At 61.4% G+C, this 16,840-nt stretch carries 11 protein-coding genes; 8 read left to right on the top strand and 3 right to left on the bottom strand.

Features of this window, described 5'->3' with window-relative positions; translation table 11 throughout:
* Positions 1–5 precede the first annotated feature (5 nt).
* On the top strand, positions 6–503 hold the full coding sequence (locus ACSQ87_RS30795; RefSeq protein ID WP_436275052.1) for a GNAT family N-acetyltransferase: 498 nt from the start codon (positions 6–8) through the stop codon (positions 501–503).
* 123 nt (positions 504–626) lie between these two features.
* Here ACSQ87_RS30795 and ACSQ87_RS30790 read toward each other — a convergent pair whose 3' ends face one another.
* Positions 627–938 carry a DUF6916 family protein gene (locus tag ACSQ87_RS30790; RefSeq protein ID WP_436275051.1) on the bottom strand — a complete coding sequence of 104 codons (312 nt, stop codon included), beginning with the start codon at positions 936–938 and terminating at the stop codon, positions 627–629.
* Positions 939–992: 54 nt separating this feature from the next.
* Positions 993–1,580 (bottom strand): phage tail protein, encoded by a 588-nt coding sequence (locus ACSQ87_RS30785; protein WP_436275050.1) that lies wholly within the window; start codon positions 1,578–1,580, stop codon positions 993–995.
* Positions 1,581–1,825: 245 nt separating this feature from the next.
* Between ACSQ87_RS30785 and ACSQ87_RS30780 the strand changes: the two genes are divergently transcribed.
* The 7 genes from ACSQ87_RS30780 to ACSQ87_RS30750 all read left to right on the top strand — a co-directional run bounded on the left by ACSQ87_RS30780 (position 1,826) and on the right by ACSQ87_RS30750 (position 16,280).
* On the top strand, positions 1,826–3,397 hold the full coding sequence (locus ACSQ87_RS30780; protein ID WP_223433683.1) for a glycosyltransferase family 39 protein: 1,572 nt from the start codon (positions 1,826–1,828) through the stop codon (positions 3,395–3,397).
* A gap of 119 nt (positions 3,398–3,516) precedes the next feature.
* On the top strand, positions 3,517–4,362 hold the full coding sequence (locus ACSQ87_RS30775) for a sulfotransferase family protein (protein WP_150656932.1): 846 nt from the start codon (positions 3,517–3,519) through the stop codon (positions 4,360–4,362).
* A gap of 51 nt (positions 4,363–4,413) precedes the next feature.
* Complete coding sequence (locus ACSQ87_RS30770; protein ID WP_436275049.1) at positions 4,414–12,300, top strand: Ig-like domain-containing protein; 7,887 nt, start codon at positions 4,414–4,416, stop codon at positions 12,298–12,300.
* A gap of 42 nt (positions 12,301–12,342) precedes the next feature.
* Entirely contained in the window at positions 12,343–13,857 is a 1,515-nt protein-coding gene (locus ACSQ87_RS30765; protein WP_223432410.1) for a TolC family protein, read from the top strand.
* Positions 13,841–14,446: an adenylyl-sulfate kinase gene (gene cysC, locus ACSQ87_RS30760; RefSeq protein WP_436275048.1), complete on the top strand. Its 606-nt coding sequence runs from the start codon at positions 13,841–13,843 to the stop codon at positions 14,444–14,446. Before ACSQ87_RS30765 ends, cysC begins: the two co-directional genes overlap by 17 nt.
* Complete coding sequence (locus ACSQ87_RS30755) at positions 14,443–15,228, top strand: aspartyl/asparaginyl beta-hydroxylase domain-containing protein (RefSeq protein ID WP_436275047.1); 786 nt, start codon at positions 14,443–14,445, stop codon at positions 15,226–15,228. Before cysC ends, ACSQ87_RS30755 begins: the two co-directional genes overlap by 4 nt.
* The gene (locus ACSQ87_RS30750; RefSeq protein ID WP_436275046.1) at positions 15,216–16,280 is read left to right on the top strand and encodes a sulfotransferase family protein; all 1,065 of its coding nucleotides are present in this window, start codon (positions 15,216–15,218) and stop codon (positions 16,278–16,280) included. Before ACSQ87_RS30755 ends, ACSQ87_RS30750 begins: the two co-directional genes overlap by 13 nt.
* Here the strand turns inward: ACSQ87_RS30750 and ACSQ87_RS30745 are convergent.
* Positions 16,270–16,653, bottom strand: a complete 384-nt coding sequence (locus ACSQ87_RS30745) for a DUF6124 family protein (RefSeq protein ID WP_436275045.1) — start codon at positions 16,651–16,653, stop codon at positions 16,270–16,272. The genes ACSQ87_RS30750 and ACSQ87_RS30745 overlap by 11 nt on opposite strands.
* Between the last annotated feature and the right edge of the window lie 187 nt (positions 16,654–16,840).

The following is a 16,840-nucleotide window of genomic DNA, read 5'->3' as shown; positions in this document are numbered from 1 at the left end:
CAGCGATGGCAAATACCGATTCAGTGGCGGCCGACGGCTTGGTGGTTCGGCCTTCACGGGCCAGCGATGGAGCTTTTTTGCAGAGTCTTTATCAGTCGGCACGGCCGGATCTGCAATGGATTGACGGTGAGCCGGAAATGGTTGAGCAGGTGGTGGCTCAGCAATTTCAGGTACAGGAACAAGGGCTGGGGGAGCGCTTCCCCAACGCAATGCATTACGTGATCGAGAAGCTCGACACGGCCATCGGTGCGCTGACCACCGATTTTGGCCCGAATGAGATTCGTGTGCTGTACCTGGCGTTCATTCCAAAGGCTCGCGGCCAGGGCTATGGCCGCAAGGTACTGCAAGGTGTGCAGCAAGCCGCGCAACAGGTTCGTTGCCCGGTAGCGACGGTGGTCTGGGCCAATAATCCCCATGCGCGCCAGCATTACCTGGCGCTGGGGTTTCAGGTCGAGGAGCGCAACCCGGCGGCGGAGCGGTTGGTGTGGTATCCAATAGTTTGAAAACACCACCATCCCCTGTGGGAGCGGGCTTGCTCGCGAAGGCGGCTTAACATTCAACATTGATGTCGACTGACCCACCGCATTCGCGAGCAAGCCCGCTCCCACATTGTGATCTTCATGTATTCAGTTGAAGGCGATGTAGAAATACCCCACGCCCGGGTCACGTCCCATGGCCGGCACCCGGGAGACAAAGATGTTTTCCACCTGACCCAGTTCCGGCAATTCCAGCGCACATAACCCATCGACAAACTCTGTGGGTTTCAAGCTGTTGAACTCGACACTGAACGGCATGCGTTCGTTGTTGGGCATCCGCGAGCGGGGTGTTTCTTCAAGGCTGTCGATATGGATCGGCAATTCACTTCCATCCGGCAGTCGCAGGGTCCCCGTCTTGCCCAGCAGCGCCTGAAAGTGTTGGCTTTGAACCTGTTGCAGCATGGCGTCACTCCAAAATTGAAAGTGACCGGGGGAGTTGAGTCCCCCGGCGCGTCCTCAGTTGCGCGATGGGAACAGCCCATTCAGGGCGATGCTGAAGTTGAGCACCAGGAACGGGTTCATCACCTCCATGGGCAAGCCATTACCGGCGGACGAGATTTCCCCCGTGACCGTGGTGGCCACGCCTTTGAGTGGCACGGCTGCAGCGCCTTGCGCATCGGAGTAGATGCTCGCCGAACCCGGGCCACCGCCCGAGGCACCGATGTACGAGTTGGTCGCGGTCGGGTTGGTGACCGGGTTGCTCGCCGGGCTGGCCAGTTGCAGCGTGGTGGTGGCCGTGAGCCCGGACAAGGCGTGGGTGTGATTGGGCAGGTTGGTGATGGTGGCGGTGACGTTCTCGGTCCCGGAGAATTCACCGATGACGCGCGGGGTCAGGCCCAGGCCGTTGCCCTGTGCCATCGGCAGACGACCTTGCAGGTTGGGTAGCATGAAATTGGTGGTGCCATTACCTCCGAAGTTGACGCCCAGCAGTGCAAAAACCGTGTTGTATTGCGAGATGCTCAGCGTCTGGCCATTGCACAGGGCCCAGCCGTTGGGCGCGTAGTTAAAGGCGAAAGGCTGGATAGTGCCGATGAATACTTCCATAGTTCCTCATCCCTCAGGTTAGTTGTCTGGCGCGCCACGCGGGTGGCCCGGGCATCCGGGCAGATCGTTGCGATTGGCCGATTCCTTTCATCTCCGTGGCTGGGTCACGCCAAGCCAGAGCGTAGTTGATCCGCATCACTGCCGAATGTCGTTGGTCGCAAAGCCAGCATCGACGACGGCGCTGTCGCTGTCCTACAGTGATTGCAAGCTTCAAGGTTTTTCATCGGCCGTTTCGAGGGGAGGCAATGGAGGCGCGCAGAGAAACGCCGCTTGACGGCACCCAAGGCCCCCACGCGGCACCCGGCGCTTGGGCGAGTGTTCAGCGCTTGCTTCGATGGGTGCGCGAGCATTGGCTGCTGCCGATCCTGGCATTGGCCGCGCTGGTGCGTTTTTATGACCTGACCGCGGCGGCGGTCTGGGGCGATGAAGGGTCCAGTCTGCTGCTCAGCCAGTATTCGCTGGCCGATATCTGGACGCATGCCGCCCATGATGTGCATCCGCCGCTGTATTTCATGCTGCTGCATGGCTGGATCGAGCTGTTCGGTAATGGCATTTTTTCGATTCGAAGCCTGAGCGCGCTACCGGGGATTGCCACCGTGGCGCTGGGCGTCTGGCTGGTGGACTTGCTCGCCACTCGCCGCGCCGCGTTGCTGGCCGGCGTCTTGTTGGCGCTGCTGCCTACCGCCGTGCGTTACAGCCAGGAAGTGCGCATGTATTCGTTGCTGGGGCTGTGGCTGATCGGTGCCACGATCGCCCTGGTTTACTGGATCAAACACCCAGGACGTAAGCGCTATCTGGTGATTTACGCACTGCTGATGAGCGCGGCGTTCTACACCCATTACTTCACCGCCCTGTGTGTGCTGTGTCACTGGCTGTATCTGGGGCTGATCCGCGTACAGCCTGGCTATCGCTTGCGGCATATCCAGCAGCCCGGCTGGTGGGTGGCGAACATGGCGATTGTGTTGGTGTACTTGCCGTGGGTGCCCAACCTGATCGATCTGATTCAACACATGGATCAACTCAAAGCCAATGGCGATGTGGGGTGGGAGACACCGGTCACGTTCGCCTCGTTGCCTTCGATGATCTGGTTGTTCCTGATCCAGGACGATGGCGAGACCCTGACTACACCGATTTTCATCACGTTGCCTTTGGCGTTGCTGGCCTTGGTGTGGGTGGCGCTGGCGCGGGATCGCAGTGTCATTCGTGGCAGTGCATTGGTGGTGATCTATACCGTTTTGCCGTTGTTGCTGGTCTTTTCGGTGTCGTTCATCTCGCCGGTGTTCGTCGAGCGTTACCTCACCGCGTACGCTCTCGGCCTGCCGATGATTGCCGCGTTGGCCATTGATCGTCTGTACGCGGTCTTCCGGGTGTTGGCCGTGACGGTGCTGGTGTTGTTTGTCGGCGTCGAACTGGTGGGCCTGAACAACAACGCCACGGTCGATACCAACGATCAAATCAGCGTCATGGTCGATTACGTCAACCAGCACTTCATTGCCGGTGACCGGATCGTCACCAGCGACATGCTCTGGTACCTCAGTTACGTCTACTACAACCGCACCGACGCGAAACCGCTGCTGTACACCCCGCCGTCGGCCAATGGCGCTTCGAGCCGGCCGAATGCCTATGGTTTCGGCACGCTGGTGACCCAGGATATTTACCTCGACAGCCTCGGTAATTTGCCCAAAGGCACTGGCCGAGTGTGGTTGATCGGTACCCTCGATGTGCCGGACGAATTCGCGCCGTTGCCCGCAGGCTGGCAGAACGTCGGCGTAACGCAGGCGGGAGGCGCTAACGCGCGTTTGTTCGTGTTGCATTGAGCCTGTAACCAAAATCGCGTTTTTCAGACGATTTAGTTTCGATTTGATATCAAAACACCATTACCCGTAACGCCATTCATGGTCTAGGCTCCGTCATACATAAAGGACTTATGATCAGGGTGAAGGGATTGCCACAGTTCCATTTTATTTCCGGCTTGCCGCGCTCAGGCTCGACCCTGCTTTCTGCGATCCTTTTGCAGAACCCGCGCTTTCATGCCGGCATGACCAGCCCCGTTGGCGCGCTGTTTTCCGGTGTTCTGGAACAGTGCAGCGCCGGCAGCGAGTTCGGTGCGGTGATCGATACCGATCTGCGCCGCCGTTTGCTACGCGGTCTGTTCGATTCCTTCTACGCCGACAAGGCCGACAAACCAGTGGTGTTCGACACCAATCGGTTATGGAGTTCGCGCCTGCCGGCCATCAGCGATCTGTTCCCTCAAGCCAAGGTCATTGCTTGCGTGCGCAATGTCGCCTGGGTCATGGACAGCATCGAGCGTTTGTATCGCGCCAACCCCTTTGAAAACACCAAGCTGTTCGGCGACGCGGTCGAGCGCAACACGGTCTACAGCCGTTGCGAAACCCTGGCGCAGCGCAATCGTCTGGTGGGGTTTGCCTGGGCAGCACTCAAGGAAGCCTATTACGGCGAACACGCCGACTCGTTGCTGATTGTCGATTACGACTTGCTGACCCAGGCACCTGATCGGGTCATGCGGCTGGTCTACGACTTCATTGGCGAGCCGTGGTTCGAGCATGACTTCAACAACCTCGCCTACGACGCGCCGGAGTTCGATCAAGCCCTTGGTGTCTCCGGCCTGCATAAAGTCAAACCCAAGGTCGAGCTGCAATCGCGGCGCACGATCCTGCCGCCGGATTTGTTCAAGCAGTACGCAGAATTGTCCTTTTGGCTCGATGGCTCAGCCAGCGCCGCCAATGTCATTCGTATGAAGGCCGACGCCGCGATCAGTTGATTGCGGCGTTTTCATTGACGCGTCAAGCAAGTTCGAGTCCGGGTGAGCAGCATGTGGTGGAGCAACGGCAAGTCGCGGGTTATCAACGGCGCAAGAGCGTCGGCCTCGCCAATGATCATGTCCCTGGAGCCGCGAATGCTGTTCGACGGCGCGGTGGCGGCCACGGTAGCCGATGCCGCTCAGCCTGACAGCCATCCCACTGCCGACGCGGCAAAAGCGTCAACGGCCGATCAGCCGGTCGCGAGCAAGGACACCCACGGCCAGGCCGACGCCACTCCCGCGCCAGTACCAGTTGCAGTGCCGGGCCAGAGCGTGGTGTTCGTCGATTCCAGAGTCAAGGATTCCGATAGCCTGCTCAAGGGCGTGGCGCCTGGCACCCAAGTGGTTCAGCTGGATGCGACCAAGGACGGCTTGCAGCAGATTGCCGCCTATCTGGACACGCATCAGGGCATCAGTTCGGTGCAGATTATTGCTCATGGCAACGCGGGCGATCTGTGGCTGGGCGATAGTTATCTGTCCGCCGACAACGTCGCGGCCCGCAGCGCCGTGCTGGCGGAAATCGGCAAGGACATGAACGTCGGCGGCGACATTCTGATCTACGGCTGCTACACCGCCGAAGGTGAGCGCGGCTTGAGTTTTGTCGACTCGCTGGCGCAGTTGACTGGCCGCGATGTGGCCGCTTCCAGCAACCGCACCGGGGTCGGTGGCGACTGGAATCTGGAAATTGCCACCGGCAACATCGAAAGCGCCAACGTCCTCTCGACCACGGCCATGAGCGACTATCAGTGGGGCTTGGCCACCTGGACGGCCACCAACAATGCCAACACGGGCGTCGGCTCATTGCGTGCCGCCATCGCCTCGGCGCAGAACGGCGATATCGTCACCTTCAACGCCAGCATGACGGTGCAGCTGACGTCCGAACTGCTGATCAACAAGAACATCACCGTTGATGGCGACTTGAACAACGACGGCGCGGCTGACGTGATTCTCGATGGTCAGTACAGGACCCGAGTGATTGAAGTAGCGGCTGGCAAAATCGTGACCCTTGATGGCCTGGTGATCACCCGGGGCCTGGTGTCGGGCACGGGCGGCAACGGTGGCTACGGTGCCTCGGGGGCGATGGCCGGGGGGATTTTCAACGCAGGGATTCTGACCCTGAACAACGTTACCGTGACCTCCAATGCCGCTTCCGGTGGCGGTGGCGGCGGTGGTGTCACTAGCCCTTTTTACGGCGGTGGCGGTGGTGGTGGCGGCGGTTTGGGCGGCCAGGGCGGCGGGCATGGCGGTTCGGCAGGGCCGGGCACCGGCACGTTGGGTGGCCAGGCGGGCAGCGGTGGCGTCGGTGGTTACGGCGGCGGTTATGACGCGACCCACATGGGCGGTCGCGGCGGTACCACCACTGGCGGCGCTGGCGGCGTAGGCGTTTCCTATTACAGCAATGGCGGTAACGGTTCGACGGCCACCAATGGCACGATTTCCATTGGCGGCGGTGGTGGCGGGGCCGGTTGGGACAAGGTCGGTGGCGCTGGCGGCAACGCGGTAGGCGGGATCTATAACGCCAGCAGCGGCACCATGACCATCGTCGGCACGTCATCCATTACCAACAACATCGGCGCGGGTGGCGGCGGCGGCGGTGGCGGTGGCTATGGCAGCAATGCCACCAATGGCGGCATCGGCGGCCGGGGCGTCGGCGCGATCTGGAATAAAGGCACACTGCTGATCACGGCCGCCAACTTCGCAGCCCTGGCCGGTAATGCCGCGGGCAGTGGTGCAGGTGGTGCGGCATTGGGCGGCGGGACAACCGGCACCTCGCCAACCTCCGTCGCGACAATTTATAACGACGGTGGTGTACTCAACACCGCGTATTCGCCGCCGCCAACCGCGACCATTGTGGTCGCTGACACCACACTGGGCATCGGCGAAACGTCCTTGGTGACGATCACGTTCTCTGAGGCCGTGACCGGTCTCACCAATGCAGACCTGACCATCGCCAACGGCACGTTGACTGCGGTGAGCAGCGGCGATGGCGGTATCACCTGGACGGCAACGTTCACGCCGACCGCCAGTCTTTCCGATACGACCAATGTCATTACCTTGGACAACACTGGGGTGATCAACGGTCTGGGCACTGCCGGTGTCGGTACCACCAATTCCAATAACTACATCGTCGACACCGTACGCCCGACCGCCAGCATCGTGTTTACCGATACGGCCCTCAAAATTGGCGAAACGTCGCTGGTGACCATCACGTTCGACGGGGCCGTCACCGGTCTCACCAACGCGGACCTGACGATTGCCAACGGCACTTTGACCGCGGTGAGCAGCAGCGACGGCGGCATCACCTGGACGGGGACCTTCACCCCGACCGCCAGCATCACTGACGCGACCAACCTGATCACCCTGGACAACACCGGGGTCAGCGACGTGGCGGGCAACGCCGGCAGCGGCACCACCGATTCGAACAACTACGCCATCGATACCGTGCGGCCAACGGCGACCATTGTGGTGACGGACACGGCGCTGAGAATTGGCGAAACGTCTCTGGTGACCATTACCTTCTCCGAGGCGGTGAGCGGTTTCACCAACGCCGACCTGACCATCGCCAACGGCACGTTGACCTCGGTGAGCAGCAGTGACGGCGGCATCACCTGGACCGCTACGTTCACCCCGAACGCGAGCATCAACGACTCGACCAACCTGATCACCCTGAACAACACCGGGGTCAGCGACCTGGCGGGCAACGCCGGCAGCGGCACCACCGACTCCAACAACTACGCCATCGACACCGTGCGCCCGACGGCCACCATCGTGGTCGCGGACACGTCGTTGAGAATCGGCGAAACCTCTCTGGTGACAATCACCTTCTCCGAGGCGGTGAGTGGTTTTACCAACGCCGACCTGACCATCACCAACGGCACCTTGACCGCCGTGAGCAGCGGTGACGGCGGCATCACCTGGACGGCAACCTTCACCCCGACCGCCAGCCTCAACGACACGACCAACCTGATCACCCTGGACAACACCGGGGTCAGCGATCTGGCAGGCAATGCCGGCAGCGGCACCACCGACTCCAACAACTACGCCATCGACACCGTGCGGCCGACGGCCACCATTGTGGTTGCAGACACGGCGCTGAGAATCGGCGAAACCTCGTTGGTGACGATCACTTTCTCCGAAGCGGTGAGCGGTTTCACTAACGCGGACCTGACCATTACCAACGGCACATTGACGGCGGTGAGCAGCGGTGACGGCGGCATTACCTGGACGGCCACCTTCACGCCCTCCGCGAGCATCAACGACACGACCAACCTGATCACTCTGGACAACACAGGGGTCAGCGACCTGTCGGGCAACGCTGGCAGCGGCACCACCGATTCGAACAACTACGCCATCGACACCGTGCGTCCGACCGCCACGATTGTGCTGGCCGATCCCACACTGACAGCAGGCGAAACCTCGCTGGTGACCATCACCTTCTCCGAAGCAGTGACCGGTTTCACCAACGCTGACCTGAGCATCGCCAACGGCACGTTGACCGCGGTGAGCAGCAGTGACGGCGGCATCACCTGGACCGCAACGTTTACCCCGACAGCAGGCATCATCAGCGCGACCAACGTCATCAGCCTGGCCAACACCGGCGTGGCGGATCTGGCGGGCAATACCGGCAGCGGGATCAGTTCTTCGGGCAACTATGCCATCGACACTGCCCCACCGACCGCGACGATCGTGGTGGCCGACAACGCCCTGAAAATCGGTGAAACGTCACTGGTGACCATCACCTTCAACCAGGCCGTCAGCGGTTTCACCAACGCAGACCTGACGATTGCCAACGGCACGTTGACCGCGGTGAGCAGCAGCGACGGCGGCATCACCTGGACCGCCACTTTCACCCCGACTGCCAGCATCACCGATACGACCAACCTGATCACATTGGACAACACCGGCGTACAGGCTGCCGCCACCGGCAACGTGGGCAGCGGCACCACCGATTCCAACAACTACGCCATCGACACCGTGCGCCCGACGGCCACCATCGTGGTCGCGGACACGGCGCTGAGAATCGGCGAAACCTCGCTGGTGACGATCACTTTCAGTGAAGCGGTGAGTGGTTTCACCAACGCAGATTTGACGATCGCCAACGGCACATTGACGGCCGTGAGCAGCGGCGACGGCGGCATTACCTGGACGGCGACGTTTACCCCGAGCGCCAGCATCAACGACACGACCAACCTGATCACCCTGGACAACACCGGGGTCAGCGACCTGTCGGGCAACGCTGGCAGCGGCACCACCGATTCGAACAACTACGCCATCGACACCGTGCGCCCTACGGCGACCATCGTTCTGGCCGACCCGACCCTGAGTGCCGGGGAAACCTCGCTGGTCACCATTACCTTCAGCGAAGCGGTGGCCGGTTTCACCAATGCCGACCTGTCCATCGCCAACGGCACGTTGACGGCGGTGAGCAGCAGCGACGGCGGTATTACCTGGACCGCGACCTTCACGCCAACGGTCGGCGTGAGTGACTCGAGCAACGTCATCACCCTCAACAATACCGGTGTGACCGATGTGGCCGGCAACACCGGCAGCGGCACGACTAACTCTGGCAACTACACCGTCGATACCGTGCTGCCGACGGCCACCATCGTGATGGCTGACAATGCATTGAAAATCGGTGAAACGTCGCTGGTGACCATCACCTTCAGCGAAGCCGTCAGCGGTTTCACCAATGCCGACCTGACCATCGCCAACGGCACATTGACGGCGGTGAGCAGCAGCGATGGCGGCATTACCTGGACAGCGACGTTCACGCCGACGGCCAGCATTACCGACGCGACCAACCTGATCACCCTGGACAATAGCGGCGTGCAAAACGCCTCGGGCAACGCCGGCAGCGGCACTACCGATTCCAACAACTACGCCATCGACACCGTGCGCCCGACGGCCACGGTCGTGGTCGCAGACACAGCACTGAGAATCGGCGAAACCTCGCTGGTAACTATCACTTTCAGTGAAGCGGTCAGCGGTTTCACCAACGCGGATTTGACCATCGCCAACGGCACATTGACGGCGGTGAGCAGCGGCGACGGCGGCATTACCTGGACGGCGACCTTTACCCCGAGCGCCAGCATCAACGACACGACCAACCTGATCACCCTGGACAACACGGGCGTGGCCGACCTGTCAGGCAACGCCGGCAGTGGCACCACCGATTCCAACAACTACGCGATCGACACCGTGCGCCCGACCGCCACGATTGTCCTGGCAGACCCGACCCTGAGTGCCGGCGAAACCTCGCTGGTGACCATTACCTTCTCCGAAGCAGTGAGCGGTTTCACCAACGCCGATCTGAGCATCGCCAACGGCACCTTGACCTCGGTGAGCAGCAGCGACGGCGGCATCACCTGGACGGCGACCTTCACGCCAACCGTCGGCGTGAATGACTCCAGCAACGTCATTACCCTGGCCAATACCGGAGTGACCGATGTGGCCGGCAACACCGGCAGCGGCACGACTAACTCTGGTAACTACACCATCGATACGGTGCTGCCGACGGCCACCATCGTGGTGGCCGACAATGCATTGAAAATCGGTGAAACGTCGCTGGTGACCATCACCTTCAGCGAAGCCGTCAGCGGTTTCTCCAATGCCGACCTGACCATCGCCAATGGCACCTTGAGCTCCGTGACCAGCGGCGACGGTGGCATCACCTGGACGGCGACGTTCACGCCGACCAACGCCATCACCGACACCAGCAACCTGATCACCCTGGACAACAGCGGTGTACAAAACGGCTCGGGCAACGCCGGTAGCGGCACCACCGATTCCAACAACTACGCCATCGACACCGTGCGTCCGACGGCCACCATCGTGGTCGCGGACGCGGCGCTAGCGGTGGGTCAAACATCGGTGGTGACCATCACGTTCTCCGAGGCGGTGACCGGTTTTACTACAGCCGACCTGACGGTGAGCAACGGTACCCTGAGCAATCTGAGCACCAGCGATAACATCACCTGGACCGCAACCCTGACGCCAACGGTGAGCGTCACCGATTCGACCAACCTGATTACCCTGGACAACACCGGAGTGATCGATGGGGCTGGCAACACCGGCAGCGGCACGACGGATTCCAACAATTACGCCATCGATAGCCAACGCCCGACCGCGACCATTGTGCTGAGCGATACAACCCTGAAACCGGGCGAAACCGCGCTGGTGACCATCACCTTCAGCGAGGCGGTGAGCGGTTTTGACAACAGCGATTTGAGCGTCGCCAACGGTACGTTGAGCAATGTCAGCAGCAGCGACGGCGGTATCACCTGGACCGGGACGTTCACGCCGACCATCGGCGTGACCGACGCCACCAATCTCATCACCCTGAACAACAGCGGCGTCTCGGACGTGGCCGGCAATACCGGGGCGGGCACAACCAACTCCGCCAACTATGTGGTGGAGACCCAGGTGCCGACCGCAACCATCGTGGTGGCCGACAACGCCCTCAAGGCCGGTGAAACCTCAGGGGTGACCATCACCTTCAGCGAAGCGGTCAGCGGTTTCACCAACGCGGACCTGACCATTGCCAACGGCACCTTGAGCAACGTCAGTAGCAGTGACGGCGGCATCACATGGACCGCGACGTTTACGCCAACCGTCAACGTGACGGACACCACCAACCTGATCAGCCTCGACAACAGCGGTGTAACCAACGCCTCAGGCAACAGCGGCGTGGGCGTGACTGACTCCAACAACTACGCCATCGACACGGCGCGGCCGACGGCGACCATCGTGGTGGCGGATAACCGCTTGGGCATCGGCGAGACGACCACGGTCACCATCACCTTCACCGAGGCGGTTTCAGGTTTCGACCTGTCGGACCTCAGCGTCGCCAATGGCACCTTGTCCAACCTGCTCAGCAGCGATGGCGGCAAGACCTGGACCGCCACGCTGACCCCGACCGCCAACATCAACGACACCACCAACCTGATCCTGCTCGACACCGGCAACGTGGCTGATGCGGCGGGCAACCTCGGCTCATCCATCGCGATCTCCAACAACTACGCGCTCGATGCGACCCGGCCGACCGCCACAATCGTCGTTGCCAACCCGAACCTGAGCATCGGGCAGACCACGCTCGTGACCTTCACGTTTAGCGAAGTGGTGAGCGATTTCGACCTGTCGGACCTCAGCGTCACCAACGGCGAGCTGACCAACCTGACCAGCAGCGATGGCGGCAAGACCTGGACGGCGACCTTCACGCCGACCGCGAGCATCACCGATCCGAGCAACTTCATCGCGCTGGACACCAGCAACGTCAGCGACCTTTCGGGCAATGCCGGTACCGGCGTGGCGGTCTCCAATAATTACGTGATCGACACCGTACTGGCGCCTGCCGTGGTCGTGACGCCTGACCCGCTGGCCCGGATCCCACCACCGGTGACCGTATCCGATCAGCCCAACGTGCCACTGCAACCGATCATTTTCACTCCCCCGACCGGCGATCTCGGCTCACCGCTGACCTTTACCCCGTTGTTCGAAAGCCGCGTGATCGGCAATGGCATCCGGCCGCTGGGCGACATCTTTATGAACAACGGCGCGCTGGCGCCCAGCTTCATCGCCCAGGTGTTCAGCAGCAGTGACAACGGTGGCGATGGTTCGGGCAACGGCTTCCTCGGCTTTGGCGGTGGCGATGGCGGGGTGTTCAGCACCAGCACGTTGTCGAGCCTGTTCAATCAGGACGCCGGCAGCGAACGAGACTCGCTGAGTTCATTCGGCAGTCATTCGATCAAGGCCGGGGATGTTTCACAGGGGCTGCGCGGGGTGTTTGGCGCGCCGAGTCTCGTCCAGCAATTGCAACAGCTCAAGGACACCGAGCAACGGCAGGTCGACAGCCTGGCCGCGGCTTTACGACAGGTCGGCATCAGCGAAATGCAGGCCTGAAAATAATACTTAAATCTGTGCATCACCCAGGGGCAGTCAAGGATGAAGAAAAGTCAGAAGTTGTTCGGCGCCAGCCTGCTGGCGCTTGCGATCAGCGGATGTGCAGTCACCAGTAAACCGATCGAACGCAGTGTCAGCGAGCAGCGCGCCAGGAGCGACCTGCAAAACATGTACAAGGATCAGGAGCCCCTCAGCGGGCCGCTGACCCTGCATCAAGCCATGGCCCGCGCGGTGAAGTACAACCTTGAAGGCCGACTCAAAATCATGGAAGAGGCCCTGGCCAAGCGCCAACTCGACCTCGCCAGTTTCGACATGTTGCCGCGCATGGCGCTGGACGCCGGGTACGTCGGCCGCAACAACGTCAACGCCTCCAGCAGCCAGAGCGTACGGACCGGAACCCAGTCGTTGGAGCCATCGACCTCACAGGACCGTGACCGTGAAGTCGCCGACCTGACCATGGTCTGGAACGTGCTCGATTTTGGCGTCAGCTACATCAGCGCCAAGCAACAGGGCGACCAGCGACTGATCGTTCAGGAGCGTCGGCGCAAGGTGATCAACACCATCGTTCAGGACGTGCGCTCGGCCTATTGGCGGGCCATGGCCGCCGAGCGTTTGCTCAAGCAGATCGACAGCCTCATGGCCCGGGTCGACACCGCGCGTGGCAACAGCCAGAGCATGAGCCAGCAGCGAATCGGCGATCCGATTCAGGCACTGGGTTATCAACGCTCGCTGATCGAAGCCACGCGCCAACTGGAAGAACAGCGACGCGCGCTGTCGCTGGCGAAAACCGAACTGGCGACCCTGATCAATCTGCCGATGGGCACCGATCTGACCCTGGCGACCCAGGACGACTATGTCATTCCGGAATTGAAAGTTGACCTCGCCAGCCTGGAACAGGAAGCCCTGACCAGTCGTCCCGAGCTGCGCGAACAGGATTACCAAAGCCGCATCAGCGCGGCCGAAACCCGCAAAGCCATGTTGCGGCTGCTGCCGGGGCTGGAGTTCTCGGCCGGCGGGCATTACGACAGCAACTCGTTCCTGGTGGAGCAGGGCTGGGCCGACTACGGTGTGAAAGTGACGTGGAACCTGTTCAACGTGATCTCCGCACCGGCGGCGATCAACGTCGCCAAGGCCGGTGAAGAAGTCGCCGCAGCGCGCCGCCAGGCCATGTCGATCGCGGTGCTGGCGCAGCTTTATGTGGCCAACGCCAACTACCGCGAGGCGATGCGGCAGTTCAAGACCAACCAGCAACTGTCGGACATCGACGGACAGATCGTTGGCCAGCTGCGCAACCGTTATCAGGCGGCCAGTCTGGGTGAACTGGACTTGATCCAGGGCGAACTGAACACCTTGCAGGCCGATTTACGTCGCGACCTGTCGTACGCCGATCTGCGTAACGCCTACGGCCAGATCTTCGCCAGTGCGGGGCTCGATCCGCTGCCGGATCAGGTGCAATCCACCGAAGTGCAATCCATTGCCACCGCGCTGGCCAACCGCGAAGCGGCGTGGGCGGCCGGGAACATCACGATGCCGGTGGCCCATGCCCCGGTCCAATAACCTGCTGGCACCGGCAGCGAGCATCAGCCGCGCACAACGAGAGGTGCGCAACGGCCATCGCGGCACGGCGATTTTGCTGACCGGTTTGCCGGCGGCGGGCAAATCGACTCTGGCCCAGGCGCTGCATGCCGAGCTGTTCGAGCACGGCGTGCAGAACATCGTGCTCGATGGCGACGGGCTGCGGGTCGGGCTCAATCGCGATCTCGGTTTTGCCGACAGTGATCGTCTGGAGAACATCCGTCGCGCCAGCGAAGTTGCTGCGCTGCTGGTGGAGAACGGGCAGATTGTCATCCTCGCGATGATCGCGCCGCTGATGGAGTTGCGTGAGGTGTTTGCCCGGCGACTGGGCGAGGATTACCGGGAAGTCTGGTGCAGCGCCTCCCTGGCCGTCTGCGAGCAGCGCGACCCGAAAGGTCATTACGCCCGTGCACGACGCGGTGATTTGCCAGGATTTACAGGTGTGTCTGCGCCGTATGAACCGCCGCCGTCTGCCTCCTTGGTGCTCGATACCGGGGTGCAATCGGTTGAGGCCTGTCTCGATCACTTGCTGACCTGGCTCGGCGAGTGCGCGGTGTTGCCGAAACGATGAGCCGAGCGGCGTTCTCCCGCTTGCCGGTGACGGTGGATCTGCCGTTGCTGTTGCAGGCACTGATGGCGATTGGCGAGGACGAGTGGCACGGTCATTTCAACAGTGCTTACTACACCGGCGACTGGAGTGGTGTGGCGCTGATTTCTGCGGCGGATGCGTTGTCCGAACTGGCGCCGGGTCGCGGCGAACCGCTGCTACGCGCGCCGTGGTTGCGCGATCTCCGATGGCAGCAAGGATTGCGTGATCTGCCGCTGGAGATCATCAGCGCGCGCTTGTTGCGGCTCGGTCCGGGCGGGCAAATTCATGAACATCGCGACTATGATCTGGGCGAGCCGGACGCCGATTTACGTCTGCACATTCCGCTGCTCAGCCCACCTCAAGTGGACTTTCTGCTGGACGGCCAGCGCATGCCGATGGCTGTCGGTGAATGCTGGTTTCTCGACCTGTCGCGGCCCCATCGCGTGGACAATCGCGACACCCGCACACGGATTCATCTGGTCCTCGATTGCCGTCCCGGTCCCTGGCTGGAGCAGGCGATTGTCGAGGGTTTACCGACCACGCCTTCGTCAGATGTCGGTGATGGGGCTTTGCTGCAGTTTCAGCGTTTGGTGGCCAGCGATTCGCAGCTTTCGAAGACGTTGCAGGGCTTGCCGGACACCGAGGTTTTTATCACCCGCACACTGGAACTGGCGGTTGAGCGAGGTTTGATGTTCTCCCGCGAAGAACTGCGTGCGGCGATGCGTAACGGCCGACGCCAATGGAATGAACAATGGAGCGCCTGAATCTGGAAGGTTGGTTGCCGATTCGGGTCTGGCAGCAGGCCGGCGAGTGGCAGGTCGATTGGTGCTGGTTCGGTGACACGCCGTTGCATCAGCCGTTTTTTCGTGATGCCGTAGAAGACGCGCTGAGATTGCCGTTCAATCAGGTGTTTCGCCGGCAAACACCGCTGTCTGCCCTCGGCGACTGGCAGACGACCAGCCCCGGTTTGGCGCCGAGCGCGTTTATCTTCCACGCTTCGCGTTGCGGCTCGACCTTGATCAGTCAAATGCTCGCCCGACTCGACAGCCACATCGTTGTCAGCGAACCACCACCGTTGGACGCCTTGCTGCGCAGTGGTTTGCCGCCGGCCGAACGACGTGTCGCCATCGAAGGGTTGTTGTCCGCGTATGGCCAGCGTCGGCTCGGTTCAGAACAACGTTTGGTGATCAAGCTCGATGCCTGGAACATCGGTGAATTGCCGTTGCTGCGTGAGTGTTTTCCTGACACGCCGTGGCTGTTTCTTTATCGCGATCCACTGGAAATCGCGGTTTCACATCTGCGCCGTCCGGGCATGCACATGGTGCCGGGGATGATCGGCGCGAGTGTGATGGATGATGACTTGCCGTTTGCAGGTCGAGAGGACTTCATCGCACGGCGGTTGGGGCGGTTGCTGCAAGCAGGGTTGGCGCAATGCCGGGAGTTTGGCGGGTTGGCGGTGAATTACAGTGAATTGCCCGGGGCTATGGCCGGGCGGTTGGCTGATTTTTTTGGATTGGATGACGTGCAGCGTGAGCAAGTGTTTGCGGCGGTGGGGCAGCATGCCAAACAGCCTTCAGAAGAGTTTGTCGGGGACAGCGATGACAAGCGCCGCGAAGCCTCGGTGCTGTTGCGTGAACGGGTGGAGCGTTGGGCGCGAGCGCCTTATGACGCGCTAGTTGCTGAGTCATGTATCGACGGCACTGGCGCTTTCGCGAGCAAGCCCGCTCCCACAGTTGGAATGCATTCCCCTGTGGGAGCGGGCTTGCTCGCGAAGGCGGCGGTCAATTCATCACAAACCTACCCGCCTAAACCTTGACCCGAGCCTGCATGATCTCCGACTCCTCCCAATGATCCATCGCTCGCTCTACAAGCAACTGCACGCCATCGGCCATGCGGCTGAGCGCCAGGGCTACCGAGCGCCGCGTCCCGTCCACATCGTCTGCCAGATTGGCAGCGATGGCGCTGATGGACAGCAGGTCTTCGGAGGCGTTGGCCAGAAGGGTTTCGGTGTTGACCTCGGGGGCGACGGTGAAGAGGTTGCCTTTGCGGTGCCTGGGCGGCTTTTCGGTGGTCGGGGGGAAGTAGTGGGCGAAGGCGCGGTCTGCGGCTTCTTTGAGTTTTTCGTCTTCGAGAGAATCTTCGGACGGGGTGCCAGAGTTGTCTGGCGGATTTGGAGATACCTCGAACATATAAAATTCCCTAAACAGTAAGTAGGAACCGCCGCCGTTCGTTTGCACGCGAATTGGGTGGCGGCCGTGCGCAGGTGTGCAAGACCGGGACTGTTTAGGACACCCAGCAGATCCGAAGATCTCCTGCGCGCAGCCGCCATAAAGCAATGAGCCATGGCAATTGCGCCCTAAACAGTTTCGTCGGACT

The organism is Pseudomonas sp. LjRoot277, from assembly GCF_964253845.1.
GTDB lineage: Bacteria > Pseudomonadota > Gammaproteobacteria > Pseudomonadales > Pseudomonadaceae > Aquipseudomonas.
This window is presented reverse-complemented; position numbering and strand designations above follow the sequence as displayed.